A 26,559-nucleotide genomic window follows, 5' to 3' on the forward strand; every position below is an offset into this window, starting at 1 on the left:
GTAGCTTGAGGTGGACTATGAAAAACTTAATTTCAAAAACAGGGCGAGCAATCGCCCTCCTACAAGCGGTCGTATTTGCAGGTTTTTTTGCAATTCCAACCGCTAATGCGGTAATGCCGGAACAACCAAAGCCTCTTTGGATTGAGCAAACATCAGATGATGCAAAAATTTCAAATGATGCACGCCGTGACCCAAACAAATATTGTACCCAATGTCATGAGTCGGCTAATGCAACTGGTAAGCCTTTCCACCACGCGGGTAAGCATTTCCAACAAGATGTAAAAAGCCCGAATAATGGTCAGCCGATTACTTGTGTAAGTTGTCATGGCAATATTTCTGAAAGCCACCGTAAAGGTGCAAAAGATGTAATGCGTTTTAATCCTCACGGTAAAGCAAGCAATCCTTCACTTGAGCGTTCTGTTAATGCGCAGAATCAAGTCTGTATCGCTTGCCATACTCCGGAGAAATTACGTGAAAAATTCTGGGCTCATGATACTCATGCAACGAAAATTTCTTGTACTAACTGTCATGAATTACACCCGGAAAAAGAACCGATGAAGGCAATTAGTGAAAAAGACAGAATCAAACTCTGTGTTGATTGCCATACTAAAATTCATTCAGGAGAATTTAAAAATCCTGAAATGAAAGCCACAGAAGCAAAAGGAACAAAATAATGACTTGCACCCGTAGAGATTTCGTCTCAGGGGCAGGTGCTATCGCAGTTGTGGCAAGTACAGGCCTTGCCACTTCTATAACTCTTGCTACTGAGAAAGAACAAAAGAAAATTCGCTATGCGATGGTACACGATGAAACATCTTGTATCGGCTGCACTGCTTGTATGGATGCATGCCGTACAACCAATAATGTACCGGCAGGTGTATCTCGCTTAGAAATTATCCGTAGTGAACCTTTTGGTGAATTTCCTAATGTACAATATGAGTTTTTCCGTCAATCTTGCCAACATTGCACTAATGCACCTTGTGTGAGTGTTTGCCCGACGGGAGCCTCATTTGTCGATCCACAAACCGGTATTGTCGATGTTCACGCAGATTTGTGTGTCGGTTGCCAATACTGTATTGCGGTTTGTCCATATCGTGTACGTTTTATTCATCCGGAGAAAAAATCCGCAGACAAATGTAACTTCTGTCGTGATACAAACTTGGCCGAAGGCAAACAACCGGCTTGTGTTGAGGCTTGCCCGACCAAGGCATTAACCTTTGGTGATATGAACGATCCTACAAGTGATATTTTCCATAAAGTGAGAAACAATCCGGTTTATCGCACGAAAACATCACTAGGCACAGAGCCGAACTTGTATCACATTCCATTTGGTAAAGGAGAACATAGATAATGAATGAATATGTACCTTTCCAAACCCCAAACCTTGTTTGGGATGGCACAATCGCAATTTACTTATTCCTACTCGGTATTTCATCGGGGGCGGTTCAGTTAGCGATTGCTTACCGCAATAGCGGTGTGAAAATTGAAAAGCCAAGCCAGAACTGGATTATCCGTAGTGCAGCAATCTTAGGTACTTTACCGACTATCATCGGCTTGTTATTGCTGATTTTTCACTTAACGAAACCGTGGACATTCTGGAAATTAATGTTCAATTATAACTTTACTTCCGTGATGTCGATGGGGGTAATGTTATTCCAGCTTTATATGGCCGTTCTTGTTGTTTGGATTGCTATTATGTTTAAAGATTGGCTGGCGTGTTTTGTAAACCGCTATCTACCAATATTTAAATTTTTGCTGGGTTGGATTGATTTTGCAGAAGCTAAACTGTTAAAACCGATTGAGTTTATCCTCTTTATATTGGCAGCAGTATTAGGGGCTTATACCGGATTCTTATTATCAGCCTTAGTTAGTTATCCGATGTTAAACAACCCTGTATTACCTGCGTTGTTCTTAGCATCCGGTGCATCATCGGGCATTGCGGCAACTTTCCTTATGGTGTTAATTGCCGGTAAATTATCTGGCGAAAGCCACGAAGTTCACTTTATGCACAAATTTGAAGTGCCGATTATGGTAACCGAATTAGGCTTAATTGTGGCATTCTTCGTGGGATTGCATTTCGGTGGGGCAGATAAATCACTTGCTTTAACAAATGCACTTTCAGGCTTCTGGGGTAGCGTATTCTGGATCGGCGTAATGTTAATTGGTATCGCTATTCCATTAACGGCAAATATTTTTGGTAGCTATCGCTTGAAACATAATGTGAAATTTATTATTTTAATTTCCATTTTTGACTTAATCGGTGTACTCTGTTTACGTTACTTTATCCTTTATGCAGGGCAGCTTACGGTTGCGAGCTAAGGAAAAGTTAATCGGTAATTTGGTAGGGGAGGGTTTTAACCCTCCCGTTTTATTCATAGATTAGAGGATAGAGATAAAATCTTTTCCTACCAAACCTTTACAAGCGGTCATATTTTGGATTTATTATGCTACCGGAACTGGGCTATTTTTCACTTTTAATGGCTGCACTCACAGCTATTTTCCAAGTCAGTTTTTCTTTATGGGGAGAGATACGCAAGCAATATCATTGGCTGGCGTTGGCACCTCTTTTTACCTATTTACAAGCTACTTTCACCACACTTGCTTTTTCTGTTTTGGTCTATGCATTTTTAACTGACGACTTTTCAGTTACCTATGTCGCTTCCCATTCTAACAGCCAATTGCCTGATTTCTTTAAGTTCGCAGCAACTTGGGGCGGGCATGAAGGCTCAATGCTGTTTTGGTTAGCTGCTCTGGTTATTTGGTCGGCAGTCTTTTGCAAATTTTCTCAAAAAATTGACCGCTTGTTTGCTAATCGAGCCTTAACGATGCTAGGTGTAATCGCACTTGGCTTTTTGCTTTTTATTTTACTGGTTTCTAACCCTTTTGAGCGTGCTTTTCCTGTGCCACCGGAAGGGCGAGATCTTAATCCGATGTTGCAAGATATCGGCTTAATTTTCCACCCGCCACTGCTTTATTTAGGCTATGTTGGTTTTGCGGTAAGCTTTGCAATGATGGTATCAGCTTTATTTTGCGGTGGAATGGATGCTGCCATTATGCGTTGGATTCGCCCGTGGACAATGATCTCGTGGGGATTTCTTACCGCAGGCATTATTTTAGGCGCTTGGTGGGCGTATTATGAACTTGGCTGGGGCGGCTGGTGGTTTTGGGATCCGGTGGAAAACGCCTCACTAATGCCTTGGCTACTGGGCACTGCATTAGTGCATAGTTTGATCGTGAGCCAGCAGCGGGGGATCTTTTATTATTGGACGATCTTGCTCGCCATTTTTGCTTTTGCTTTAAGTTTGCTCGGCACTTTTATTGTGCGTTCGGGCATTTTAACCTCGGTTCACGCCTTTGCGGTTGATCCCGATCGTGGTATGGCATTATTGGTGCTATTCTTCAGTTTAAGTTTTATTGCATTAGCATTATTCGCCTTTAAGGTGAATTTATGGCAAGGCAAGGTTCGGTTTAATTTGTTCTCAAAAGAAACCGCATTTTTGATGATCAACGGTTTATTAAGTGTTGCAACCTCAGTGGTTTTGCTCGGCACATTCTACCCGATGATTTTCACCGTGATGAACTGGGGTAGTATTTCAGTGGGTGCGCCGTATTTTAATAATGTGTTTGCCCCACTCACATTGTTGTTGATGATGGTAATGGGGCTGGCGGTAGTGCTGCGTTGGAAGCAGATCCCTATCAAACAGATTTTAGTGAAATTATGGCTGTTCCCGGTGGCGATTGGCTTAGCGTTAGTCTTGATTTATCACACGATTTCCCAACGTCCGCATTTTGAGTTGGCGTTGCTGCCGGTGGTGTTTGTCAGCCTTGCAATTTGGATTATTTTAACTCATCTTCCGTATTTGCAATTTATGTTTAAAATCAGACCGCTTGCAATGCGTTTGGCACATATTGGCTTTGCTGTGTGTGTGATTGGCGCGATGATGAATAGCTATTATGGCGATGAAGTGGGCGTACGCTTAAAACCGAACGAACAGGCTGAACTTGCTGGCTTCACCTTTAAATATGAAAGCTACAATGATTTAATCGGGCCGAATTATACGGCGGAACAAGCCGTTTTTTCCATTAGCAGAGCGGGTGAAAACCTTGCGACTGTTGCTCCTGAAAGGCGTTATTATGATGTTCGTACGATGACTATGGCAGAAGTCGGACTATATCATCACTACTTAGACGATATTTACATTGTGATGGGTGATAAATTCGGTAATTTGGAATACGCCTTCCGTCTGCACTACAAACCTTATGTGCAAGCCTTGTGGTTGGGAGGGATTATTATGATTATTGCTTCATTATTAGCATTATTGGGTTACCGTAGAGAATATAAAAAATGAAAAAAACGCTGTTGTTAATTCCGCTTTTTCTGCTGATTGCACTTGTCGGTTTTCTTACCGTACCACTTATGAATAAAGATGCTATCGCTCCGACTGAAGATTGGCAAGGCAGGCCTTTTCCGGAATTTGTGGGCAAGAACTTACTTGATAGTAATGCCCATTTAAATAGCAACTCATTGCCTAAAGAGCCTTATATTCTCAATGTTTGGGCGAGTTGGTGTACGTGGTGTATTAAGGAATTTCCAATTTTATTGGAACTAAAACAAAAGGGCGTACCGATTGTAGGCCTGACTTATAGCGATCGTCCTAATGATGCGATTAAAGCATTGGAAAATTGGGGCAACCCGTTTAGTTTGGTTATTGATGATTATGAAAAAGGCTTTTTGATTCAAACGCTGAAAGTCTCTTCCGCACCTTCCAGCTATTTGATTGATCGCCACGGCGTTGTGCGTTATCAGCAAAAGGGCTACAACGCGGATTTTGCTCAAGATTTTCTACCGAAATTAGAGGCTTTGAGAAATGAAAAGTAGCCTAATACGATATTTGCAAAAAATTTGGCTAATTCTACCGCTTGTATCGGGGGCGATGTTGTTTATTCCTCAAGCTCAAGCCCAAATGGTGGATACTTTTGAATTCAAAAATGAGTCAGACCGTGTGCGAGCAGTTGCTCTCGCTCGCTCGTTACGCTGCTTACAGTGCCAAAATCAGAATTTGGTGGAATCTAATGCTACTGCTGCTTATAACTTGAGAATCGAAGTGTATGAAATGGTTAATCAGGGCAAAAGCAATGAGGAAATTATCCGCATTATGACCGAACGTTTCGGCAGTTTTGTGAATTACGATCCGCCACTCACCGGCCAAACATGGCTACTTTGGGGATTACCCTTAGGGCTAATTAGCCTGTTATTTATGGCGGTTTTGTGGCGAACCAGACGAAAATAGAGCAAAAAATGGAAACTCGCGAGCAATTAAGTAGAGAAAATTATCAACAAGCGGTCAGATTTGCCCAACATTTTGCAGAAGAGGCACGTCAAGAATTTGAGCATGAGGCTCTGCAACGCTATCACTTTGAGAAAGCTCAATTTGAGCAGAGCCAGTTGCAAAAAAACGGACAAAATCGACCGCTTGCTAAAACCATATTAATCAGTCTATTGGCGATTTTTGTCCTGTCGTCAGCTTATTATTGGCAGAGTGGGCGTTACCAAGCCGTGGAAGAGGGTATTTCGGCTCACCAAGCATTCGAGCGGCAAAGTATTGAGCATCCGACTGAATCCAAAAACGATCGCTATATTATTAGCCTACAAAATCAGCTTCGAGAAAACCCGAATAATGGCGATCTGTGGTACGAATTAGGGCAAGCCTATACCTTAAACAATGATTTTGATTCGGCATTGATTTGTTATGATAATGCCGAAAAATTGCTCGGTAAACGACCCGCCGTTTTAGGTGCTGTAGCAACTGCTCGTTACTACGACAACGGACAGAAAATGACTCCGGAAATCCAATCGATAATTGACCAAGCCCTCTCGTTAGATAAAACCGAAAGTGCCAGCTTGTTATTATTGGCTTCAGACAGTTTTCTTAATAACCGCTATCAAGAGGCGTTGGATTATTGGCGAAAAGTGTTAGACGGCAATAATGAATCCATAGACCGCCGAGCGGTAATCCAAAGTATGGAAATGGCTCGCCAAATGTTGCAAGGGCAGCAGAGAAAGTAAAATAAAAAAGCTGATGTTATCATCAGCTTTTTTATTTGGAGTAAGTAAAAAGTTATTGCAGAATCACATAGAAATTTACTCCATCACGCACAATATTGAGTGCGATTACTGATGGTTTTGCTTCTAAAATTTTGCGTAAATCAGCAATATTTTCAACTGAATGGCGGTTTACGCCGATGATAATATCACCTTTTTTGAGGCTTCGCATTTCAGCAATCGAGCCTTTTTCTACGTTAGAAATTTCAACTCCTTTCATGCCTTTGGCGTTATAGTTATTAAAGTCAGCCCCTTTTAAAGCCGGAAGTAGGTTTGAGGCAGTTACTTTTGCTTCAGAATTGGATTGCAATGTTACTTTAGCTTTTGCTTCTTTGCCGTCACGTAAGTAAGTTAATTCAATCTCTTTTCCAACGCCTGAGGTTGCTATTTTAGCTCTCAACTCACTGAAGCTACGGACTTTTTGACCATTGATTTCAGTAATTACATCACCTGCTTTAAAGCCGGTTTTTGCAGCAGCGGAATCCGGTAATACTTCGCTAACGAAAGCACCTTGTTGGGTGGAAATATTAAACTCTTTAGCGAGATCTGCATTTAATTCGCCTCCTCTAATACCCAGCATTCCGCGTTTAACTTCGCCAAATTCGATAATTTGAGTGACAAGGCTGTTTGCCATATTGCTTGGAATAGCAAAGGCAATACCTGCATTTCCGCCACTTGGAGAAATAATGGCAGTGTTAATACCAATTAATTCGCCGTTTAAGTTAATTAACGGACCACCTGAGTTACCTTGGTTTACCGCGGCATCGGTTTGGATGTAGTTTTCATAACCTTCGTCCGATTGTCCGGTGGAACGACCAAGTGCGGATACAATGCCTGATGTTACAGTTTGCCCTAAACCAAAAGGATTTCCGATTGCCACAGTAAAGTCGCCTACACGGAGTGTATCTGAATCAGCAAATTTAATTTCGGTAAGGTTCTTAGGGTTTTCAACTTGAATTAATGCGACATCTGAAAGCGGGTCGCTGCCTACTAATTTTGCTTTAAACTCACGTCCGTCTTCCAGCTTTACGGTAATTTTATCTGCATTGTTAATAACGTGATTGTTAGTGATAATATAGCCTTTTTCTGCATTAATAACTGCACCGGAACCCATTCCGCGGAAGTTGCGAGGGCCGGAGCGATCTCCAAACATATCGGCATTCGGACCAAAGAAGAATTCAAACTCTTCAGGAATGTCGCGAGTATAGCGAGATTCGCCTTTTGTTTTACCTTCAACAGCAATACTCACTACTGCAGGTCGAACTTTTTCCAGCATTGGAGCAAGGCTTGGTAATGCTTGACCGTTTACTTCTGTCGGTAAGGTCGCTTGTGCGGCAATCGGCATTGCAGCGATTGTTGAGCCTAAAATTAATGCAGTTAAAAATGATTTCTTCATTGTTCTATTCATATTGTGTATGTTCCTCATATCCTATGTTTTTTATACTTACGAGCGTAAACACTCGTATTTGCTAAGACAAAACCTTTCTTTTTCAGTTCAGCGAATTTGCAAAAAATTTAGAATATCTGACCGCTTGTTACTCAATTTTTTTGTCAGATTCTTAAAAGTATTTTGACATTCGCTGAAATTTGATAGACCATAAATGCCATTTTTTATTAGTTTGAGTCCATATTTTGATGTATAAAACGGAAAATTTGGTTGAAGTAAAGAATCTGACCTTTAAACGAGGGGAGAGAATCATTTATGACAACCTAAATCTGCAAGTGCAGAAGGGTAAGGTCACTGCAATCATGGGGCCTTCCGGCATTGGTAAAACCACCTTGCTACGTTTAATCGGCGGGCAGATTTTACCGGAATCCGGTGAAATATTATTTGATGGAAGAGATGTTTGTACAGCCAATAACAAAGAGCTTTATGAAATCCGTAAACGTATGGGAATGTTGTTCCAATCTGGTGCGTTATTTACTGATATGTCAACTTTCGATAATGTCGCGTTCCCGATTCGTGAGCATACCCGTTTGCCTGAAGAAATCATTCGAAAATTAGTTTTGCTGAAATTAGAAGCGGTTGGGCTTCGTGGAGCGGCTAATTTAATGCCGTCTGAATTATCGGGCGGTATGGCTCGCCGTGCGGCTCTTGCTCGTGCGATCGCATTAGATCCTGATTTGATTATGTATGATGAGCCGTTTACCGGACAAGATCCTATCAGTATGGGCGTAATTGTTGAGTTAATTAAAGAGCTGAATCAGGCGTTAAATTTAACCTCAATTGTGGTTTCACACGATGTAAAAGAGGTGCTAAGCATTGCCGATTATGCTTATATTGTGGCAGATAAGCGTGTGATTGCAGAAGGCACGGCAGAGATGTTATTGGCAAGTGAAGATCCGCAAGTGGTACAGTTTTTGAGTGGTAAATCAGATGGACCGGTAAGGTTCCATTATCCGGCAAAAGATTATACAGAGGAGCTATTTAATGGTTAAGTTTATTAGCTCAATTGGGGCTTTTGTGATTAACTTTATCCGCACATTTGGGCGTTCTACCTTTATGTTATGGGGAGCGTTAGTCGGTAAGCCGGAATTTCGTAAACATACGCCGTTATTGATTAAACAGCTTTATGTTTTAGGTGTACAATCCTTACTGATTATTATGCTCTCAGGCTTGTTTATCGGCATGGTATTAGGCTTGCAAGGCTATGTGGTATTGGTTGATTTTGCAGCAGAAAGCAGTTTAGGTACTTTGGTTTCCCTTTCGCTTTTACGTGAATTAGGGCCTGTGGTAACAGCATTATTATTTGCCGGACGGGCAGGTTCGGCATTAACGGCTGAAATCGGTTTGATGAAAGCAACAGAGCAGCTTTCCAGCCTTGAAATGATGGCAGTTGATCCATTAAGACGAATTATTGCACCGCGTTTTTGGGCGGGGGTAATTTCAATGCCGATTTTAGCGGTAATTTTTACTGCAATCGGGATTTGGGGCGGTTCTCTTGTTGGGGTTGACTGGAAAGGAGTCGATGGTGGAAGTTTTTGGTCTGTGATGCAAAATTCAGTGACTGCCACCGATCTGATCAACGGTTTTATTAAAAGCCTGATTTTTGCTTTTGCAGTCGTTTGGATTGCGCTTTTCAACGGTTATGATTGTCTCCCGACTTCAGAGGGGATAAGCCAAGCAACTACTAGGACGGTAGTTAATGCTTCATTAGTGATTTTAGGATTAGATTTTATTTTAACTGCCATTATGTTTGGTGGTTGATTTTAGTAAAAGGAACAGACAATGCGTCAATCAATTAAATATGAATTTTGGGTAGGTTTATTTGTATTACTCGGTTTAGCTGCACTCGTTTTTTTAGGTCTGAGAGTAGCAAATGTGCAGGGCTTTTCCAGTGAGAAAACTTACACCCTTTATGCAACTTTTGATAATATTGGTGGACTAAAAGTGCGTGCTCCTATTAAAGTAGGTGGGGTTGTAGTGGGGCGTGTATCTGATATTTCTCTTGATGAAAAAACTTATACTCCTAAAGTTGCTTTAGCAGTGAACCAAAGTTTTAACCAAATTCCGGATACAAGCTCACTTTCAATTAAAACCTCCGGTTTATTAGGTGAACAGTACGTTGCGTTAAATGTCGGCTTTGTGATGGAAGGCGAAACCGCAATGATGAAAGAAGGTGATACTTTTGTTGATACCAATTCGGCAATGGTATTAGAAGATTTGATCGGCCAGTTCTTATATGGTGATAAAAAGTCAGATAAAACTGGAGATGAAAAAGCGAATGGCTCTGCAGAACCTAAAGCAGAGTAATTCAGTAATAAGAACCTCTAATTAGAGATTTTGGAGATTATCAATAATGTTAAAAAGCATTAAAAAAATTATCGTAACTGGTTTAGTGGCAGTTTCTGCGTTATTTTCAACTACAGCATTTGCAGAAACCAGTCCTTATGTATTAATGCAGCAAACTGCAGATAAATTATTTGGCGATATCAAAGCAAGTCAAAGTAAGATTAAAGCAAATCCTGAATATTTACGTACTATTGTACGTAATGATTTAATGCCGCATGTTCACGTAAAATATGCAGGGCAGTTAGTGCTAGGTAAAAATTTAGCTTCAGCCACTGATGCACAAAAAGAAGCATTTTTTACTGCTTTTGGTCAGTTTGTTGAGCAATCTTATGCGCAAGTATTAACGCAATATCAAGATCAAAATGTACAAATTGAAAGCCCGAAATCAGTTGATGGCAAATCTATCGTGAGTATTCGTGTAAATGTATTGGCAAACGGTGCAGCCCAGCCGATTAAATTAGATTTTAAATGGCGTAAAAACAGTAAAACAGGTGAATGGCAAGCCTACGATATGGCAGCTGAAGGTGTGAGTATGGTTGCAACCAAACAAAATGAATGGGCGGGTGTGATTCGTCAAAAAGGGATTGATGCTTTAACTGCACAAGTAGCGCAATCAGCAAAACAACCGATTACATTAAAATAAGTAGTTTAGTTATGCCTCAAAAAACATTACAATGGGACATTCAGCAAAACAATGAAAGTTTATTTGTGAGGTTGTCGGGCGAATTAACTCGTAACACGTTGCTTCCGTTATGGAAGCAACGTGCTTCTTTTTTATCACCAAAAGCGAATCAACATTTATATTGGGATTTAAAAGAGATTACTCGAGTGGATTCTGCCGGCTTCACTTTGCTTGCTGAATTATTAAACCATTATCATAAAATCATCCCAAACAGTTTGATTAATATCCCAGATTCTGTAAAAACATTAGCAGATTTATATGACTTAGACGGTTGGTTTGAGCAGTTTATTATTTAAGAATTGATTACCAGATCATAGTTAGGACTTAACATGAATCCATCACAAATTGAAGAAATTTTAAAACAGGCCTTTCCTGATGCAGCAGAAATACACGCACAAGGTGAAAATGCACATTTTGGTGTAATTGTAGTAAGTGACAGTATTGCGGCACTTTCAAGAGTCAAACAACAACAAGCCGTTTATGCACCTTTAGCAGAGCATTTCACCACAAATGCTATTCATGCTTTAACTATTAAAGTATTCAGCGTAGAAAAATGGAAAACTGAGCGCTTACTGAATATGGTGGGCTGATTCGAGTCTTTATCTTAATTAACAAGCGGTGCTTTTTACCTAAAACTTTGCAGTTGCAAAAAATTTACTTTTTTGACCGCTTGTATTTTGTTATAAATTGTTATTCTTAATATTAGGATTCCAAATGGAAAAATTTCGTGTACACGGTCCTTTCACTTTAAGCGGAACCGTTGATATTTCTGGTGCGAAAAACGCAGCACTACCTATTTTGTTTGCTGCAATTTTGGCAGAAAAACCGGTGACGTTAAAAAACGTACCTGATTTAAAAGACGTTGATACTACTTTCAAAATTTTACGCCAGTTGGGCGTTGTAGTTGAAAAAGGAACGGAAAAAGGCGTGGTTCATATTGATGCAAGCCAAATTAACAACTACGTTGCACCTTATGAATTAGTCAGAACCATGCGAGCATCAATTTGGGCATTAGCACCATTGGTAGCACGTTTTCAAGTTGGCCAAGTTTCTTTGCCGGGTGGCTGCACTATCGGAGCAAGACCGGTAGATATGCACATTTCTGGTCTCGAAAAAATGGGTGCTCAAATTGAATTAGATGAAGGCTATGTAAAAGCGACATCTCATGGTCGTTTAAATGGTGCTAGAATCTATATGGATAAAGTCAGCGTTGGTGCGACTTTATCCGTTATGATGGCAGCGACTTTGGCAAGAGGGATAACTGTTATTGAAAATGCTGCCCGTGAGCCGGAAATTGTTGATACCGCTGATTTCTTAAATGCAATGGGGGCGAAAATTTCCGGAGCAGGCAGTGATATGATCACCGTTGAAGGTGTTGAGCATTTAGGTGGTTGTGAGCATAGTGTGGTGCCTGATCGTATTGAAACAGGTACATTCTTAGTCGCTGCAGCCGTATCCGGTGGTCGAATTACTTGCCGTGGTACTAAAGCGGATACACTTGATGCGGTGATTGAAAAATTGCGTGAAGCCGGAATGCAGGTAGATATTACAGAAGATACTATCACCCTTGATTCATTAGGTCGTAGACCAAAAGCGGTAAATATTCGCACTATGCCACACCCTGGTTTCCCAACAGATATGCAGGCTCAGTTTACTCTGTTGAATGCAGTGGCAGATGGTACAAGTCGTATTACTGAAACCATTTTTGAAAACCGCTTTATGCATATTCCTGAACTTAACCGCATGGGCGCAAAAGGTGAAATTGAAGGCAATACTGCTATTTGTTACGGGGTTGAGCGCTTAAAGCCTGCAGAGGTCATGGCAACAGATCTACGTGCTTCTATCAGTTTGGTGTTAGCTGGTTGTATAGCAACCGGTGAAACCATTGTTGATCGTATTTATCATATTGATCGCGGATACGAGCATATTGAAGAAAAACTTCGTGGTATTGGTGCAAGAATTGAACGTTTTTCAGCACCATTTGAAGGTGAGTAAAATTTTATGAAAAAATGGCCGCTTGTCACAAAACAAGCGGTCGTTTTTTATATTTATTTTGCAAAAGAAATGTTTAGCCCTTCAGCCTAAACCGCCCGCGGCTATAGCGGGTTTTCATTAATGCTAAGATTTGTTCTTTTTCGCTACTGACATTTTGGTTACTTTGTTTTGCGACAATCAGCGAATGTTGCATGGAATGGGCGTGTGTAATTGCAATTGCCAGTGCATCGGCTGCATCCGCTTGTGGTTTTGCTGAGAGTTGTAGCATTCGGGTTACCATATCTTGTACTTGAACTTTATCTGCTGAGCCAAGCCCTGTAACCGTTTGTTTCACTAATCGTGCGGCATATTCAAATACAGGTAAATCGTGGTTAACCGCGGCTACAATAGCTGTTCCACGTGCTTGTCCGAGTTTTAATGCAGAATCAGGGTTTTTTGCCATAAAAACTTGTTCAATCGCAAACATATCCGGTTGAAATTGAATAATAATTTCACTCACACCTGCATAAATACGTTTTAAACGAGTTGGAAGATCGTCTGCAGCAGTACGTATAGAACCGCTGCCAAGATATTCTAAATTCCGACCGTTTTGACGGATAATACCGTAACCTGTTACCCTTGAACCCGGGTCAATTCCTAAAATAATAGACATTTTTCCATAAAATAAGCGAGAAGATAGAGCATATCTTCCCGCTTTTTAAATTTAAATCAAGGGATTTTATTTATTCAATTTTGATGTGAGGCCTTTATTCACATTACAAAGTTTAGCTAAGATTTTATCCGTTTTATCACCATATTTTACTAACATACCGGATTGGTCGTTAGATGAAAGAGAAAAACCGCTTTCTAAGCTCCAATTGTATTGGTCTGATTTAAACACCGGAAAATCTTGACTTGCAGTATCACGTGTTAATGTTTCGATTTTTTGCGATTTTCTACCGTTAGTTAAAACTAAATTTACTGCTTTAGCTTCTTCACCTTGGAAAGCATAAGTTGCGGTGACTTGTTTACCGCTTTGGCAACGATATACGATAGATTTTGCGCCATCAGTTGCTTTTTCTACTTTCACTGCACCTGTACCATGTGCTGTGCCTGCAATATCGTTAACTTGCTGAGCCGCTTTTTCTGCAGCTTGTGCTACAGGGTTCTGTTTAGGTTGCACTGGTTGTTGATCACCGGCATTAGAACAGGCAGCTAAGACTAACGTTGCCGCTAAAGCAGGAACAAATTTCACTAATTTCATAGTTTTCTCCTTGTTGTTATATAAGTAGTCACATCTAGTTAGACCACTTATTTTGAAAAAGTTCATTTTCTTTAAAAGAATTGCAAACTTTTTAAAGAAGAGCAGCTACTTCATCACTGATTTCACCATTGTGATAAACATTTTGTACATCATCACAATCTTCAAGACGATTAATTAAATCAAGTAATTTTGGTGCGGTTTCTGCATCAAGTTCAACGGTGGTTGATGGAATCATTGTTACTTCTGCAGACTCAATTTTAAAGCCGGCTTGCTCAATACCATCACGTACATCGCCTAAATCTTCCCAAGCAGTGTAGATTTCAAAGGAGCCGTCTTCTTGCGCTTGAATGTCATCAGCACCGGCTTCAATTGCGGCTTCAGTTAACGCATCTTCATCGCCTGATGCGATTAAAATTAAGCCTTTTTTGCTGAATAAATAACCTACAGAGCCTTCAGTGCCTAAGTTACCGCCGCATTTGGTAAAGCTTGGGCGAACTTGTGAGATAGTGCGGTTTGCATTATCGCTTAAACATTCCACCATAACTGCGGTGCCGCCCGGGCCATAACCTTCATAGATTTTGGTTTCCATATTGGTGTCATCACCACCACCTACACCACGCTCAATTGCACGGTTGATAGTGTCTCGAGTCATGTTGCTGGATAGCGCTTTATCCACTGCTGAACGCAAACGAGGGTTTGCACTGACATCTCCGCCACCTAATTTAGCTGCGGTTACTAATTCACGAATGAGTTTGGTAAAAATTTTACCGCGTTGAGCATCTTGAGCTGCTTTGCGGTGTTTAATATTTGCCCACTTACTATGGCCTGCCATTCTTTTGTCCTTATTGTAATGTTGTTAAATATTGCTTTATCGCTTGTGCATTGTTTGGTGATTTCGTCATATTAATAGCTTCATCAACAGACACCCAGCGATAGGCTAAATGTTCGCTTAAAATTGGCTCTTGCTCGCTTTCAAGTGGCAGTAAGAACCAATGTTCGACACAATGTGTAATATTAGGTGCGTATTTATACCGAAAATGCGGGAAAATTTCAAATTCTATCTGTTGATTACAATCAACAAGCGGTTGTTTTTGTGTAGAAATTTGCAAACCGGTTTCTTCAAATACTTCACGGTATGCAGCATCAATAGGTTGCTCGCCAATGCCGATAGATCCTGTTACCGATTGCCAAAAATCGGGATCGTCCTTGCGTTGTAACATTAATACCCGGTTTGTGTTTTTTGCATAAATAATCACGAGAATGCTGTTAGGGTTTTTATATTGCATCACTTCCAATTTTCTAAATAAGAATGAAGTAATAATACCTCAAAACCTATAATCTTACTCTGTTAATACTAATCTTTTTTATTTTATCTTGATAATGAGCCAAGGAGGCACACATTTTCAAATTTACAGTTTCGCCGGATGGCTATTGGGATGCATGCTGTTTAGAGTGGTTTCGAAAAGTATGAGGTTGTTTTAAGAGAATTGTTAATACCAATCGTATCATTTTAATTGAAAAACAAAATAATAATAATTATTATTTAAAGATTGATGAAATCAAATGGAATTTAAAATGAAATCTTTTTTTCTTTCTTTAATCACAATCGTTTTATACTTAAACATAAATACTGTAAAAGCAGCGGATAAAATTGTCTCTACCGCAGGCTATGCCTCTGAAATTGTAGCCAGATTAGGAAAAGCTGATAATTTAGTTGGAGTAGATACCACATCTGTTAAGCCTCAGGATATTATGGATAAAAAACCAAAAATCGGTTATCGCCGCCAACTTTCTGCAGAAGGGATTCTCTCATTACAACCAGATCTCGTTATTCTTGCTCCAGATGCTGGCCCACAAGCTGTGGTTGAACAAATTAAAGCCAGTGGTGTTAGATTACTGACTTTAGTTGATACACAAAGTTTAGAAGGTATTCGGGATGATATTGAGCAAATTGCTAAAGCGATTGGAGCAGAATCTGAATCTAAAACTTTAATTGAGAAAATTTTGGCTGATGAAAAAAAACTAGTCGAATTTCGTACTCAGCATGCCACAGATAAAAATGCATTAATACTCATTGATACTGCTTCCCAAGGGATTTTCGCTTTGGGTAAAAATAGTGTTGGTGATCATTTTTTACGGTTAATTAATCTTACGAATAATTTTCAAACAGAGGGGAATAAACCATTATCTACAGAGTCCTTAGCAAGTAGTAATGCAACTGTAATTTTATTAGCTTCTCGAAATGAGGCAAAAGATTCTGCTACGATAGTAAAATTGGCGAAAAACCACCCACAATATGCTCAGTTATCCAATACGCAAGCGGGCAAAAAAGGCTGTATTTTTGCAATTAATATTTTAGATGCATTAGGCTTTGGGCCTTATACTGCGAATTATGCGCACCAAATTTTAACCACCATTCAACCTTGTTTAAAATAAGTGGATAAGCCTTGAAACTGCATTTAACCTTAATTTTTACCCTCATTATCAGTTTAGTGGTTTGTATCCACCTTGGGGCAATGCCATTACCTTTATCAGCTTGGTACTGTACCTCTGTTGATTGTGAAAGTTCTGCCTACATTTTATGGCAGATTCGTCTTCCACGTTTGCTTGGAGCTTTGTTTATTGGTGCGGCTCTTGCGATTAGTGGTGCCACAATGCAGGGGTTGTTTCGCAATCCTTTAGTTGATCCTGGCATCATTGGCGTTTCTTCCGGTGCTGCTTTGGCTGCGGCCTTATATATTGTCATTATTCAACCATTACTACCTGAATCTTTCAATGCTTATGCTTTGCCTATAGCTGCCTTTCTAGGTGGCTGGCTGGTTACTTTTATGCTTTATCTACTTTCACAACGTAACGGACAGTTACATATCGCTATTATGTTATTAATAGGTATTGCCTTAGCCGCCTTTACCGGAGCCTTAACAGGTGTACTAATTTATATTGCTGATGATGCTCAGCTACGTAGTTTGACTTTTTGGGGGATGGGATCGCTTGCAGGAATGAGCTGGCAAATGGTTGCAATGATAGCAACTGCGGTCATCATTTGTAGCCCGCTCATTTGGCGTGAGCATCGAGCCTTAAATGCTTTAATGTTAGGCGAAGAAGATGCGCAATATATCGGTTTTGAGATCGCTAAGGTTAAACGACGTTTAGTGTTTTATGCTGCTCTATTAACGGGCGTAAGTGTAGCTTGTGTTGGAACTATCGGTTTTATTGGTTTAGTTATTCCACATTTAATGCGGTTAATGGGGGGAGTAACCATCGTTATTTATTGCCTAACAGTTTGATTTTAGGGGCAATGTTACTCATGCTGGCAGATACGCTAGCAAGAACTTTAGCTGCACCGGCAGAAATTCCGATTGGCATTTTTACGGCTTTATTTGGGGCTCCATTCTTAGCTGTAATGGTCTGGAAAAGTGGGAAATATTTATCATGACGAATTTATTAACCTGCCAAAATTTAAGCGTGTATCACCAACAAAAAAAGTTATTACACCTTCCAAGTGCTATTTTTGAGCAAGCTAAATTCACCACTATTCTTGGACCGAATGGGGCAGGTAAAACAACCTTACTCAAAGCCTTAAGTGGCAATGCATATGCAAACAGTGCAGTATTTTATCAAAATAAAAGTCTGAAAAATTTAAGTGGTAATTTACTTGCACAAAAACGGGCAATATTAAGCCAACAAAGTCAAATTGCTTTCCCGCTTAAAGTAAAAGAACTCGTTCAGCTTGGTAGAGAACCTTATCGCAATAGTGAATTTGCAAAATTTAATGAAAATATGACCGCTTGGGCGATAGAGGCGATGTCTTTAACTGAACTGCAAGACAGAAGTAGTACGCAACTTTCTGGAGGAGAGCAACATCGAGCGCATATTTCTCGTGTGTTGGCTCAATTATTGCCTGAACCTAATGCTGATTTAACAGGCAAATGGCTATTGCTTGATGAGCCGACTAACCATTTGGATATTCACCATCAGTATCAGCTTTTTGCTTTGTTACAAAATCTCAAACAGCAGGGTTTAACCATTATTGCGATTCTGCATGATCCGGCACTTGCGATTAATCAGTCTGATCGTATTTTAATGCTGAAAAATGGTGAGAAATTTGCTGAAGGAGCTGCTAAGGAAATTGCAGAAAGTTCATTATTAGACGAGCTTTATCAAATGAAAATGGGATGTCGATATTGCTCTTACACTGAGCAGTATTATCTTTCTCCTAAATCAGAATAATTGCAATCAAGGAAACAAAATGACCGCTTAATATGATCAAACAAGCGGCCATTTTTATTGTATTTTTTACATTAGAAACGTACTTCTGCTCCTAAAGTGTAAGTTCTTCCCCTTGCACTGTTGGTAAAGCGATAGGTATTTGTATCGTAATCATAATCTTCCGAAGGAGAAGAATTATAGGCATTTAGTGCGTCAAGATAATTTCGATTCATTAAGTTTTGTACACCTGCCTTTAATGTTAAATGCTTATTTACTTTATAGTTAGCGTATAAATCAACAATTACAGGAATATTCGGAAATCTTCGTGAATAATATTACCATCTTCATCTAAATCAATACCGACACGTTTTGCTTTACCTGTATATTTAAAGGTGCCGGATAAGGTTAACTTTTTATCAAGCAATTTGGTTCCTAACTCCAGCGTAGCATAATCTTTTGGCAGCTGAGTATAAGCTTCTACTCCAAATCCGTAAAGAATAGTTGCTCCTTTTGAAGTTGGTGCTGTACTTTCTGTACGGGTATAACTTCCATTCACAAATAAGTAATCGGAATCATAAGCTAGCTCTACTTCCCAACCTCGGTTTTTCACTTTTTCATGATGATTCAGATAAATTTGGAAATGGGTTGTATCGGTAGAATCATTCACATTTCTACATACGGTTGGACCACAGCCATAAAGTGATAAGTTATAAAGGTAGTCTTTAATATGTGAATTAAAGTACACTACTTTTAAACCTAGAAGATCATTGTTTAACAGTAAGTTATCTTTATGGATATTAAAACCAACCTCATAAGTTTTTGCCTTTTCCGGTTTCAAAAACGGATTTACACTCAAGCCATTGCGGCTGGTGTTAAACATTTCTTGCACATTCGCCGAGCGAGAGCTTTCTCTATAACTTACAAAAGGCTGCAGCCAATCTGTTAGTTCAAATGATAAGGTTGCAGATGGATTAACAGCGCTGTGTTTTTTATTCACATCAAATGCAAAAGAAGGGAAGCAATAATCCATATCATCAGCATCGCATTTTGGTTTGTGCCCTTTTAATTGATAACGCGAGTAGTGAATGCCTGCATTTAATGTTGCAATACCATATTTAAATTCAGAATCTAAATAAAGTGAATTGATATTCTGAGTGCCTTCGGGACCAAATGCTGCATTTCTGACTGCACCATCATCATTGACATTTTTCGGTAGAAAACGAGAATATTTATTATGCAAAAGGTTCAGACCATAGGTAAATGATGTGGCTAATTTACCTATTTCAAAACGGCTGGTGTTATTTAAATCCAACATCCACATTTTGTTTTTGGTTGAGGCATCTTCTAATGTCCATAACTTCGCATCATCATGGAAATCTTGGTTGGTTTTAGTCATTGCGGTTAGCAGTTTTATATCAATCCAATCTGATAGAGGGCGGTAGCTTGACTCTAAAGAATAAGTGGAGCTATTAATGTTTCGTCCAACTAAACTATTTTTATATTGGCGGCCTGATAGTTTGAACTCTATATCTGCGTTTGGCTTAAACGCAATTTTTCCCATATAAGATTCAGGATGATTTTTTAGTCCTTGCATATAGGCGGAGTCTGTTGCCATTGTGCCGTTACCACGACGATAATTTTGGCTAATACTGCTTTTACTAAAGGCCAATAAGCTGCCAAGTGAGCCGGTTTCTAACACGCTTGTTTTACCTGCTAAGGCGATCATCCCGTTTCTACCTAGATCGTTATTGCCGTAATTAAAGCGGCTTAAAATACCGACTTTGTTTTTATCTAATAAAATATCTTCTACATCAATGGTTTTAAAATTTGCACTACCGGCTAATGCATTCAAACCTGCTGCTCCGGCGGGGTTCCCTTTGGAGATATCTACTCGAGTTAAGAAATTTTGATCGATAAGTGTGCTAAATTGGCTCATTGGCCCATTACCATCTGCATGGAATTTGCCGCCACCATTTGCTGATGTACCAAGTTGAGTTTGTGGCACACCATCAATCGTTGTATTTACACGACCAAGCCCTGTCATGCTGCGAATATTCACACTCACGCCGCCTTGACCCGGGTCAATTTGGGTATAACCGCCAGCAACTGAACGAACAATGCTATCCAAACTTTGCATCGCATTTACATTCATTGCGCGAGAACTCTCCGATCCTGCCTTGGTAAAATTTCCAAAATTTGGATTTTCCAGGTTGCCATAAATGGTTACTGTATCAAGCTCAGCAATCTCTTTTTCTTCCGCTGCTGATACATTATGTAATAGTCCAACGCTCAAAAATGGCAGTAAAACACGTGTAATGATATTTAATTTCATAATTTTCCTTATTTTGTTAACCAAAGATAATCTGCTTGTGAAGAAGTCATATCTTCTTTCCTTGTTTTTAGCATTAACACTGCGACTTTTTTCGTTTTATCATATTCTGCAATATGTAACGGTACACCGAATTCTTTATTCACATGATGATTACCCGCAATAAGTATGCTCGTAAATAACGCATTTTTTATTAATTGTTCTGCCATTCTACGATCACGAAATTGCTGCACAGCGACCATATTTTCAATTGAAGAAGGTGAGTGGTGATTGATTGAAGATACTAGTTGAGCAATTTTTTGTTTAACCTCATTATAGGTTGAAAACGTACCGCTTAATGGCAATGCTCCTTGTAATAAAATTTCAACCTCTCTATCTGTTAAATTAGTCGCAATCAGGTGGCTTTTCGATTGCAAACTTTCAACAATTAAGTCTCTATACATTACCCAATCCCAGTTTTTCCATCTAATTGCCTTTCTTAATTCAGAATCAGACAAAGAAAAACGGCAATTGAATTGGATATCATTAATAAAAGGTTGCTGCTCAACATTTAACATTTCTAAAGCCAGTAAATGCACCCTAGTTTTTTGAGTGAGCTGATTGAATAAATATAATTCGATTTGATGATGAAGCTGATTATCGTGTTCTTCCCCAATCAAAATATAATCCTGAGTGGAAAGCCGAGATAATAAATCATTGACAGAAATTGGCTGATTTGTTTTTAAATCAATAATTTGACCGATAGAAGCCGCCTCTTTAGGGATTAAAGGTTTATATGAAGACGAGCAGCCTAAAATAAAAAAAGCCAGACATAGGCTAGTTAAACAAGAGAGAATACGAGATAACATAACAAAATTAATTAATGAGAATTATTTTCATTGTGTTGTATGAAGGAAGAAAAATCAATAATTTTCCACTAAAATATTTGGTTGATTCGATAAGAATACTGATGTTGAGATTTCATTAGCCTAGCACCACCAAAATTGCCGCAACTACGACTAAAATCAGCCCCACAAAATCTTGAATTTTAAGTCGCTCTTTAAACACGAAATAGGAAATGCCTAAAATAAAGAAGATCTCAATTTGCCCGAGAGTTTTCACAAAAGCAACGTGGTTGAGGTTCATTGCATTAAACCAACCAAAAGAGCCGAGAAAAGAGAACAGGCTTGTGAGGATACCAAGTTTTGGGAAGCGGAAAAATTTCTTTAAAGTGTCAGGCTGGAAAATAGCTAAATAACCAACCAATAATACCGCTTCAAAGCTGATGACAGAAAACAAGACCCATGCTGCCGAAATCAAAAAATGGCTGTTAAGTTGCAAGCTTGCTTCTCGCACCCAAAGTGAAGTGAGGGCAAAACATAAACCACTGGCAATACCGAGGAAAAGTGTTTTCCACGAAAGTTGGCGTAAATTGCCGCTCCCTGTCATTAAAAAGATTGCGACCCCACCGAGTACCACGCCGAGCCAACCAACGCTACTGATGGTTACACCGAAAAATATAACACCAAGTAATGCCGCCCATACCGCCTCACTTTTGGCTAAGCTAACACCAATCGCATAATTTTTTAGATGAAAAAGCTGCACCATTAATGAGGTCGCCCAAATTTGAGCCAAGCCTGCACCGACCACATACACAAAAAAGAGCGGAGGGAAATTCGGTAAAGTCAGTGATTTATCGTGCCAATACAAAAACGCCAAATAACCGCTTGCCAAAGGCACGGCATAGAAAAAACGGGCAAGTGTTACCCCCAGCACCGGCACATTTAGGCTTAACTGTTTTTGAAACGCATTTCGACCGGCTTGAGCTATAGCGGCAAGCAGGGTAAACCAAATCCACATAGTGATTCCTAACAAGAAAAGAGAGTAAATCTTACTCCTTTATTAATAGTTTGCAAGCGGTCTAAAAATGACTAAAATTTGCAAAAAAATTTTGAAACAATATGAATAAAAACTTTCCCCAAATTTATATCGGCACCGGCGGCTATGCCGACACCGACTTAATCGGCACGCTTTACCCTTACGGTACCAAGAAAGAAGATTTTTTAGCGATCTATAGCCAGCATTATGACACCCTTGAAATCAACAGCACTTTCCACGCCCCAATTGGCTTAAAAGCCTTTGAGGGAATGGTGGAAAAAGCCGCTGGTAGGTTGAATTTTTCGGTGAAGTTACATCAAGACTTCAGCCATAACCGTACGGCGACTCAAGGACAAGCGGAGGCTTTTCTGAATGCTCTCACACCACTGAGTGATCAGGGGTTATTGGCAAATTTATTTGTGCAATTCCCGATGCAATTTGAACGTACACCGCTTAACCGCCGTTACCTTGCCGAATTATGCCAATTGTTTGGCGATTATCCGCTGGCGATTGAATTCCGTCATCCAAGCTGGCATATTCCAACGGTGTTTGACACCTTTGCCAAAAGCCCGGATTTGATTTGGTGCAATGTGGATTATCCGCAAAATATCGGCTTGCCGGCATTTCATTTTTTCGCTAATCAACGTACCGCCTATTTGAGATTACACGGCAGAAACCCAAATTGGTGGAAAGGGCAAAGTGCCGCCGAACGCCACGATTACCGTTATTCAGACGAGGAATTAAAAGGCTTGGCAGAGTTGCTTGTGCAAAAGACAGCAGAATTTGACAAACTCTACCTCTATTTTGAAAACACCACCAAAAGCCACGCGTTTTATAATATCCAAATACTAAAAGGCTTTTTGGCGGAGATAGGATTTCAAATTAAACCTGTGCCAGAACATTTGTTAGGGCAGCAGAGTTTGTTTTGATTTAGGAAAAGTAGTATAAGCGTGGATGCTTGTGCCATTATTGAGAATAGATTTATTTAAGTTTCACATTATCCTTTTGGCTGAGCAGATTGTTTTAGTTTTTTGCGTAAGAAAAATTGATCTGCATTTTCTCTATATAGAAAAACTAAAAAAATAATTGCTAATATCATTCCACCTAATACACCTAGTAGTGCCATTGTATTATCTTTACTTTGGAATGCTGAATAGACTGTTGTTAATGCTAATAGAGTATATAAAATTCTCCCAGCTCTATATCCTTTTAACATTAAGATAGCACTTAATATATTTAGAAAAAGAGTACCAAAAATAATAGGCAGTGTCGTAATGAAATTATCAGGTATTAAGTTGGCAATCATTTGTGCTACTATTGAAAAAATCGCTAATGAGCTAGAAATAATAGTGTACCAACTGATTACACTGACAGATAATGGGCGAACCATAAAAATCCCTCTGATTAAAGATTATAAATAACAAATGCGATCATCAGACCGCATTTCATTTTGCAAATTATTCTGCTTTTTCGACCGCTTTCACCGCAATTGCCAACTCATCCAATGCTTTCGGATTTGCAAAGCTAGGAGCTTCGGTCATCAAACACGCGGCTGCGGTGGTTTTCGGGAAGGCGATAACATCGCGGATATTATCGGTGCCGGTAATTAGCATAGTTAAGCGATCTAAGCCGAATGCCAAGCCTGCGTGTGGCGGTGTGCCGAATTTTAACGCATCTAATAAGAAACCGAATTTCTCTTGTTGCTCGTCTTCGCTAATGCCTAAAATGCTGAACACGGTTTGTTGCATTTGTGGGTTGAAAATACGCACAGAGCCGCCGCCTACTTCGTAGCCGTTGATGACCATATCGTAAGCGTTTGCCACCGCATTTTCCGGATCTTTCACCAATTCTTCCGGCGATAAATCTTTTGGTGAAGTGAATGGGTGGTGCATTGCAGAAAGATTGCCTTCATCATCACGCTCGAACATTGGGAAGTCAACGACCCAAAGCGGTTTCCACGCAGAAGTATCAGTTAAGCCTAAATCGTTACCCACTTTTAAGCGTAATGCACCAATTGCATTGGTTGCAACGTGCCAGTTATCTGCACCAAAGAAAATAATATCTTCATTTTGTACATTTAAACGAACATAGAGTGCTTTTAACACCTCTTCATTTAAGAATTTTGCCACAGGGCTTTGAATGCCTTCTAAGCCGGCATTTACGTCATTGATTTTCGCCCAAGCTAAACCTTTGGCACCGTAAATACCAACAAATTGGGTGTATTCGTCAATGTTTTTGCGGGTTAAGGCTGCACCGTTTGGCACACGCAATGCGACCACTCGCCCTTTCGGATCGTTTGCCGGACCGCTGAAAACTTTGAAATCCACCTCTTTTAGAATATCGGCAACATCGACCATTTCAAGTGGGTTACGTAAATCCGGCTTGTCTGAGCCGAAACGTTGCATTGCCTCACTCCAAGTCATCATTGGGAATTTGCCTAAATCCACGCCTAAGGTTTCTTGCCATAAGCCGTGAACCATTTTTTCCATTAACGCACGCACTTCTTCTGCGGTAAGGAACGAAGTTTCCACATCGATTTGGGTAAATTCCGGCTGGCGGTCTGCACGCAAATCTTCGTCACGGAAACATTTCACGATTTGGTAATAACGGTCAAAGCCCGACATCATTAAAAGCTGTTTGAAAAGCTGTGGTGATTGCGGTAGCGCATAGAATTTGCCTTTATGCACACGGCTTGGCACTAAGTAATCTCTCGCACCTTCAGGAGTAGCTTTGGTTAGCATTGGGGTTTCGATATCTAAGAAACCATGCTCGTCCATAAAGCGGCGAACAAAGCTGGTGATTTTGGCACGGGTTTTCAATTTTTCCGCCATTTCCGGACGGCGTAAATCCAAATAACGGTATTTTAAACGCTGTTCTTCGGTATTGTTTTGGTTGAAGTCCAGCGGTAATACTTCAGCATTGTTATATACCACTAAATTTTTCACCAATACTTCGATTTCGCCCGTTGCCATATCGCGATTAATTTGCGATTCATCACGAGCAATCACTTCACCTTGAATCTGTACGCAAGCTTCTGAACGCAGGGCTGAGGCTTGTTTGAACAGCACTTCATCTTTTTCATCAAAAAACACCTGAACAATGCCTTCACGGTCACGAATTTGCATAAAAATAAAACGACCAAGGTTACGAACACGGTGTACCCAACCACTTAGGGTAACAGCTTGTCCAACGTGCGAGCGGTTTAAGTTGCCGCAATAATGAGAACGCATCATAAAAATTTTTCCTTTTCTAAAATTAGGTTCCGAATATCGGAGAAAACTTAGGGATTATAGCGGAAATTTGAGGGGAAATGGATAGTAAAAGCACGCAAGCGGTTATTTTTCGCAGAAATTTTGCAAAATTTCCTGAAAAATTGACCGCTTGTCTTTGATATTTAATTTTTTATTATTTTTTGCGATCTGGCTCGAAAAAATTGTTTTTGAACCTTGCAATAGTAGAAATTATCAGTTTAGAATACCTGTAAATTTAAACAGTTGTTTTTAGGGACTGCAATGAAAAAAGATCTGATTCGTGCCAGTGGTGTTGAAATCGGTATCTACACTACAGATTATCAAAACGATTACATTAGCCTGACGGATATCGCTCGTTATAAAAATACAGAAGATCCTCGATTTGTGATACAAAATTGGTTACGTAATCGTAATACTTTAGAATTTATTGGTTTATGGGAAACATTAAATAATCCTGATTTTAACCGTGTGCAATTCGACACCTTTAAAAGTGAGGCTGGGCTTAATCGTTTCCTTATGACACCTCAGAAATGGATAACAACAACTAATGCCATTGGTATTGTTTCCAAATCAGGCAGATATGGTGGCACATTTGCTCACTCAGATATTGCTTTAGAATTTGCCTCTTGGATTTCTGCTGAGTTTAAACTCTACATTATTCAGGATTATAAACGGCTGAAAAACGATGAAAATTCCCGTTTTTCGCAGCAATGGAATCTGAATCGGGAAATCGCCAAAATCAATTATAAAATTCATACAGATGCTGTGAAAACGCACTTGCTTGCTGATTTGACCCCGGCACAGTTACGTTTTAAATATGCCAGCGAAGCAGATTTACTGAATGTTGCTCTGTTCGGGCAAACCGCAAAACAGTGGCGGGAAGCCAACCCAAAACAGAAAGGCAATATGCGTGATGAAGCCGGATTAAATGAATTGCTGATTTTAGCCAATATGGAAAGTTATAATGCGGTGCTGATTGAAAAAGGCATACCGCAAGAGGAAAGAATGATCGAACTTCGCAACCTAGCCCGTAGTCAGTTCTTGGCATTGGAAAACTTAAATTTAGGCGGCTTGGTAAAGGTCAAATAATCATCGAA

28 protein-coding genes and 1 pseudogene are annotated in these 26,559 nt (G+C 39.8%); 19 read left to right on the top strand and 10 right to left on the bottom strand.

The features are described from left to right. The first annotated feature begins 17 nt into the window (after positions 1-17). The 7 genes from nrfB (at position 18) to A6B41_RS02420 (ending at position 6,067) form a co-directional block, all read left to right on the top strand. Positions 18-674: a cytochrome c nitrite reductase pentaheme subunit gene (nrfB, locus tag A6B41_RS02390; RefSeq protein WP_027075049.1), complete on the top strand. Its 657-nt coding sequence runs from the start codon at positions 18-20 to the stop codon at positions 672-674. Then, positions 674-1,351 carry a cytochrome c nitrite reductase Fe-S protein gene (gene nrfC / locus A6B41_RS02395; RefSeq protein ID WP_027075050.1) on the top strand — a complete coding sequence of 226 codons (678 nt, stop codon included), beginning with the start codon at positions 674-676 and terminating at the stop codon, positions 1,349-1,351. The genes nrfB and nrfC overlap by 1 nt, the downstream gene beginning before the upstream one ends. Next, positions 1,351-2,319, top strand: coding sequence for a cytochrome c nitrite reductase subunit NrfD (gene nrfD / locus A6B41_RS02400; protein WP_027075051.1), 969 nt, complete (start codon positions 1,351-1,353; stop codon positions 2,317-2,319). The genes nrfC and nrfD overlap by 1 nt, the downstream gene beginning before the upstream one ends. Before the next feature lie 125 nt (positions 2,320-2,444). Further along, positions 2,445-4,349 (top strand): heme lyase NrfEFG subunit NrfE, encoded by a 1,905-nt coding sequence (gene nrfE, locus A6B41_RS02405; protein WP_027075052.1) that lies wholly within the window; start codon positions 2,445-2,447, stop codon positions 4,347-4,349. Continuing rightward, positions 4,346-4,879: a redoxin family protein gene (locus A6B41_RS02410; protein WP_027075053.1), complete on the top strand. Its 534-nt coding sequence runs from the start codon at positions 4,346-4,348 to the stop codon at positions 4,877-4,879. The genes nrfE and A6B41_RS02410 overlap by 4 nt, the downstream gene beginning before the upstream one ends. Next, positions 4,869-5,291: a heme lyase NrfEFG subunit NrfF gene (nrfF, locus tag A6B41_RS02415; RefSeq protein ID WP_027075054.1), complete on the top strand. Its 423-nt coding sequence runs from the start codon at positions 4,869-4,871 to the stop codon at positions 5,289-5,291. The genes A6B41_RS02410 and nrfF overlap by 11 nt, the downstream gene beginning before the upstream one ends. 8 nt (positions 5,292-5,299) lie before the next feature. Next, the gene (locus tag A6B41_RS02420) at positions 5,300-6,067 is read left to right on the top strand and encodes a TPR domain-containing protein (protein ID WP_027075055.1); all 768 of its coding nucleotides are present in this window, start codon (positions 5,300-5,302) and stop codon (positions 6,065-6,067) included. A gap of 52 nt (positions 6,068-6,119) precedes the next feature. On the opposite strand, the gene A6B41_RS02425 is transcribed toward A6B41_RS02420, so the two are convergent. Beyond that, complete coding sequence (locus A6B41_RS02425; RefSeq protein ID WP_027075056.1) at positions 6,120-7,511, bottom strand: Do family serine endopeptidase; 1,392 nt, start codon at positions 7,509-7,511, stop codon at positions 6,120-6,122. Positions 7,512-7,738: 227 nt separating this feature from the next. Between A6B41_RS02425 and mlaF the strand changes: the two genes are divergently transcribed. The 7 genes from mlaF (at position 7,739) to murA (ending at position 12,573) form a co-directional block, all read left to right on the top strand. Next, positions 7,739-8,542, top strand: coding sequence for a phospholipid ABC transporter ATP-binding protein MlaF (gene mlaF / locus A6B41_RS02430; protein ID WP_027075057.1), 804 nt, complete (start codon positions 7,739-7,741; stop codon positions 8,540-8,542). Next, the gene (gene mlaE, locus A6B41_RS02435; RefSeq protein ID WP_027075058.1) at positions 8,535-9,311 is read left to right on the top strand and encodes a lipid asymmetry maintenance ABC transporter permease subunit MlaE; all 777 of its coding nucleotides are present in this window, start codon (positions 8,535-8,537) and stop codon (positions 9,309-9,311) included. Before mlaF ends, mlaE begins: the two co-directional genes overlap by 8 nt. Positions 9,312-9,332: 21 nt before the next feature. Beyond that, positions 9,333-9,857, top strand: coding sequence for an outer membrane lipid asymmetry maintenance protein MlaD (mlaD, locus tag A6B41_RS02440; RefSeq protein WP_027075059.1), 525 nt, complete (start codon positions 9,333-9,335; stop codon positions 9,855-9,857). A gap of 46 nt (positions 9,858-9,903) precedes the next feature. Continuing rightward, positions 9,904-10,539 carry a phospholipid-binding protein MlaC gene (gene mlaC, locus A6B41_RS02445; protein ID WP_027075060.1) on the top strand — a complete coding sequence of 212 codons (636 nt, stop codon included), beginning with the start codon at positions 9,904-9,906 and terminating at the stop codon, positions 10,537-10,539. 11 nt (positions 10,540-10,550) lie between these two features. Next, positions 10,551-10,874, top strand: coding sequence for an STAS domain-containing protein (locus A6B41_RS02450; RefSeq protein ID WP_027075061.1), 324 nt, complete (start codon positions 10,551-10,553; stop codon positions 10,872-10,874). Positions 10,875-10,907: 33 nt separating this feature from the next. Further along, positions 10,908-11,168: a BolA family protein gene (locus tag A6B41_RS02455; RefSeq protein WP_027075062.1), complete on the top strand. Its 261-nt coding sequence runs from the start codon at positions 10,908-10,910 to the stop codon at positions 11,166-11,168. A 124-nt stretch (positions 11,169-11,292) separates the two neighbouring features. Next, complete coding sequence (gene murA / locus A6B41_RS02460) at positions 11,293-12,573, top strand: UDP-N-acetylglucosamine 1-carboxyvinyltransferase (protein ID WP_027075063.1); 1,281 nt, start codon at positions 11,293-11,295, stop codon at positions 12,571-12,573. Between the two features lie 73 nt (positions 12,574-12,646). Here the strand turns inward: murA and ruvC are convergent, their stop codons facing one another. The 4 genes from ruvC to nudB form a co-directional block, all read right to left on the bottom strand. Then, positions 12,647-13,225, bottom strand: a complete 579-nt coding sequence (gene ruvC, locus A6B41_RS02465) for a crossover junction endodeoxyribonuclease RuvC (RefSeq protein WP_027075064.1) — start codon at positions 13,223-13,225, stop codon at positions 12,647-12,649. Positions 13,226-13,291: 66 nt separating this feature from the next. Next, positions 13,292-13,816, bottom strand: coding sequence for a hypothetical protein (locus A6B41_RS02470; protein ID WP_027075065.1), 525 nt, complete (start codon positions 13,814-13,816; stop codon positions 13,292-13,294). 91 nt (positions 13,817-13,907) lie between these two features. Then, complete coding sequence (locus A6B41_RS02475) at positions 13,908-14,648, bottom strand: YebC/PmpR family DNA-binding transcriptional regulator (RefSeq protein WP_027075066.1); 741 nt, start codon at positions 14,646-14,648, stop codon at positions 13,908-13,910. 10 nt (positions 14,649-14,658) lie between these two features. Then, positions 14,659-15,102: a dihydroneopterin triphosphate diphosphatase gene (nudB, locus tag A6B41_RS02480; protein ID WP_027075067.1), complete on the bottom strand. Its 444-nt coding sequence runs from the start codon at positions 15,100-15,102 to the stop codon at positions 14,659-14,661. 289 nt (positions 15,103-15,391) lie between these two features. On the opposite strand from nudB, the gene A6B41_RS02485 reads away from it, so the two are divergent. From A6B41_RS02485 to A6B41_RS02495, 3 genes and pseudogenes are all read left to right on the top strand, one after another. Beyond that, complete coding sequence (locus A6B41_RS02485) at positions 15,392-16,252, top strand: heme/hemin ABC transporter substrate-binding protein (RefSeq protein WP_237052489.1); 861 nt, start codon at positions 15,392-15,394, stop codon at positions 16,250-16,252. Positions 16,253-16,332: 80 nt separating this feature from the next. Then, a pseudogene (locus tag A6B41_RS02490) lies at positions 16,333-17,252 on the top strand (FecCD family ABC transporter permease). Continuing rightward, positions 17,249-18,046 (top strand): ABC transporter ATP-binding protein, encoded by a 798-nt coding sequence (locus A6B41_RS02495; protein ID WP_027075070.1) that lies wholly within the window; start codon positions 17,249-17,251, stop codon positions 18,044-18,046. Before A6B41_RS02490 ends, A6B41_RS02495 begins: the two are co-directional and overlap by 4 nt. 280 nt (positions 18,047-18,326) lie before the next feature. Here A6B41_RS02495 and A6B41_RS02500 read toward each other — a convergent pair whose 3' ends face one another. From A6B41_RS02500 to A6B41_RS02510, 3 genes are all read right to left on the bottom strand, one after another. Beyond that, on the bottom strand, positions 18,327-20,357 hold the full coding sequence (locus A6B41_RS02500; protein ID WP_250646011.1) for a TonB-dependent receptor domain-containing protein: 2,031 nt from the start codon (positions 20,355-20,357) through the stop codon (positions 18,327-18,329). A gap of 8 nt (positions 20,358-20,365) precedes the next feature. Then, positions 20,366-21,202, bottom strand: a complete 837-nt coding sequence (locus tag A6B41_RS02505; protein ID WP_027075071.1) for a ChaN family lipoprotein — start codon at positions 21,200-21,202, stop codon at positions 20,366-20,368. A 115-nt stretch (positions 21,203-21,317) separates the two neighbouring features. Then, positions 21,318-22,193, bottom strand: coding sequence for a DMT family transporter (locus A6B41_RS02510; RefSeq protein ID WP_027075072.1), 876 nt, complete (start codon positions 22,191-22,193; stop codon positions 21,318-21,320). 101 nt (positions 22,194-22,294) lie between these two features. On the opposite strand from A6B41_RS02510, the gene A6B41_RS02515 reads away from it, so the two are divergent. Continuing rightward, positions 22,295-23,140, top strand: a complete 846-nt coding sequence (locus tag A6B41_RS02515) for a DUF72 domain-containing protein (protein ID WP_027075073.1) — start codon at positions 22,295-22,297, stop codon at positions 23,138-23,140. Between the two features lie 68 nt (positions 23,141-23,208). On the opposite strand, the gene A6B41_RS02520 is transcribed toward A6B41_RS02515, so the two are convergent. Next, a complete protein-coding gene (locus A6B41_RS02520) occupies positions 23,209-23,601 on the bottom strand; it encodes a hypothetical protein (RefSeq protein WP_027075074.1) in 393 nt (130 codons plus the stop codon). Between the two features lie 67 nt (positions 23,602-23,668). After that, the gene (aspS, locus tag A6B41_RS02525; RefSeq protein ID WP_027075075.1) at positions 23,669-25,444 is read right to left on the bottom strand and encodes an aspartate--tRNA ligase; all 1,776 of its coding nucleotides are present in this window, start codon (positions 25,442-25,444) and stop codon (positions 23,669-23,671) included. A gap of 279 nt (positions 25,445-25,723) precedes the next feature. Between aspS and A6B41_RS02530 the strand changes: the two genes are divergently transcribed. Beyond that, positions 25,724-26,551 (top strand): KilA-N domain-containing protein, encoded by an 828-nt coding sequence (locus A6B41_RS02530; RefSeq protein ID WP_032847629.1) that lies wholly within the window; start codon positions 25,724-25,726, stop codon positions 26,549-26,551. The last annotated feature ends 8 nt before the right edge of the window (positions 26,552-26,559 follow it).

The sequence above is a fragment of the Mannheimia granulomatis genome (assembly GCF_013377255.1).
GTDB classification, from domain to species: domain Bacteria; phylum Pseudomonadota; class Gammaproteobacteria; order Enterobacterales; family Pasteurellaceae; genus Mannheimia; species Mannheimia granulomatis.

Coding starts and splice junctions, on each gene's coding strand:
- nrfF (WP_027075054.1), top strand. CDS start 4,869: ATGAAAAGTAGCCTAATACGATATTTGCAAAAAATTTGGCTAATTCTA.
- mlaF (WP_027075057.1), top strand. CDS start 7,739: ATGTATAAAACGGAAAATTTGGTTGAAGTAAAGAATCTGACCTTTAAA.
- murA (WP_027075063.1), top strand. CDS start 11,293: ATGGAAAAATTTCGTGTACACGGTCCTTTCACTTTAAGCGGAACCGTT.
- A6B41_RS02530 (WP_032847629.1), top strand. CDS start 25,724: ATGAAAAAAGATCTGATTCGTGCCAGTGGTGTTGAAATCGGTATCTAC.
- mlaD (WP_027075059.1), top strand. CDS start 9,333: ATGCGTCAATCAATTAAATATGAATTTTGGGTAGGTTTATTTGTATTA.
- A6B41_RS02485 (WP_237052489.1), top strand. CDS start 15,392: ATGAAATCTTTTTTTCTTTCTTTAATCACAATCGTTTTATACTTAAAC.
- nudB (WP_027075067.1), bottom strand. CDS start 15,102: ATGCAATATAAAAACCCTAACAGCATTCTCGTGATTATTTATGCAAAA.
- mlaE (WP_027075058.1), top strand. CDS start 8,535: ATGGTTAAGTTTATTAGCTCAATTGGGGCTTTTGTGATTAACTTTATC.
- A6B41_RS02495 (WP_027075070.1), top strand. CDS start 17,249: ATGACGAATTTATTAACCTGCCAAAATTTAAGCGTGTATCACCAACAA.
- nrfC (WP_027075050.1), top strand. CDS start 674: ATGACTTGCACCCGTAGAGATTTCGTCTCAGGGGCAGGTGCTATCGCA.
- A6B41_RS02510 (WP_027075072.1), bottom strand. CDS start 22,193: ATGTGGATTTGGTTTACCCTGCTTGCCGCTATAGCTCAAGCCGGTCGA.
- A6B41_RS02515 (WP_027075073.1), top strand. CDS start 22,295: ATGAATAAAAACTTTCCCCAAATTTATATCGGCACCGGCGGCTATGCC.
- A6B41_RS02420 (WP_027075055.1), top strand. CDS start 5,300: ATGGAAACTCGCGAGCAATTAAGTAGAGAAAATTATCAACAAGCGGTC.
- A6B41_RS02475 (WP_027075066.1), bottom strand. CDS start 14,648: ATGGCAGGCCATAGTAAGTGGGCAAATATTAAACACCGCAAAGCAGCT.
- A6B41_RS02500 (WP_250646011.1), bottom strand. CDS start 20,357: ATGAAATTAAATATCATTACACGTGTTTTACTGCCATTTTTGAGCGTT.
- A6B41_RS02505 (WP_027075071.1), bottom strand. CDS start 21,202: ATGTTATCTCGTATTCTCTCTTGTTTAACTAGCCTATGTCTGGCTTTT.
- nrfB (WP_027075049.1), top strand. CDS start 18: ATGAAAAACTTAATTTCAAAAACAGGGCGAGCAATCGCCCTCCTACAA.
- nrfE (WP_027075052.1), top strand. CDS start 2,445: ATGCTACCGGAACTGGGCTATTTTTCACTTTTAATGGCTGCACTCACA.
- A6B41_RS02455 (WP_027075062.1), top strand. CDS start 10,908: ATGAATCCATCACAAATTGAAGAAATTTTAAAACAGGCCTTTCCTGAT.
- mlaC (WP_027075060.1), top strand. CDS start 9,904: ATGTTAAAAAGCATTAAAAAAATTATCGTAACTGGTTTAGTGGCAGTT.
- A6B41_RS02410 (WP_027075053.1), top strand. CDS start 4,346: ATGAAAAAAACGCTGTTGTTAATTCCGCTTTTTCTGCTGATTGCACTT.
- nrfD (WP_027075051.1), top strand. CDS start 1,351: ATGAATGAATATGTACCTTTCCAAACCCCAAACCTTGTTTGGGATGGC.
- aspS (WP_027075075.1), bottom strand. CDS start 25,444: ATGATGCGTTCTCATTATTGCGGCAACTTAAACCGCTCGCACGTTGGA.
- A6B41_RS02425 (WP_027075056.1), bottom strand. CDS start 7,511: ATGAATAGAACAATGAAGAAATCATTTTTAACTGCATTAATTTTAGGC.
- A6B41_RS02450 (WP_027075061.1), top strand. CDS start 10,551: ATGCCTCAAAAAACATTACAATGGGACATTCAGCAAAACAATGAAAGT.
- ruvC (WP_027075064.1), bottom strand. CDS start 13,225: ATGTCTATTATTTTAGGAATTGACCCGGGTTCAAGGGTAACAGGTTAC.
- A6B41_RS02470 (WP_027075065.1), bottom strand. CDS start 13,816: ATGAAATTAGTGAAATTTGTTCCTGCTTTAGCGGCAACGTTAGTCTTA.
- A6B41_RS02520 (WP_027075074.1), bottom strand. CDS start 23,601: ATGGTTCGCCCATTATCTGTCAGTGTAATCAGTTGGTACACTATTATT.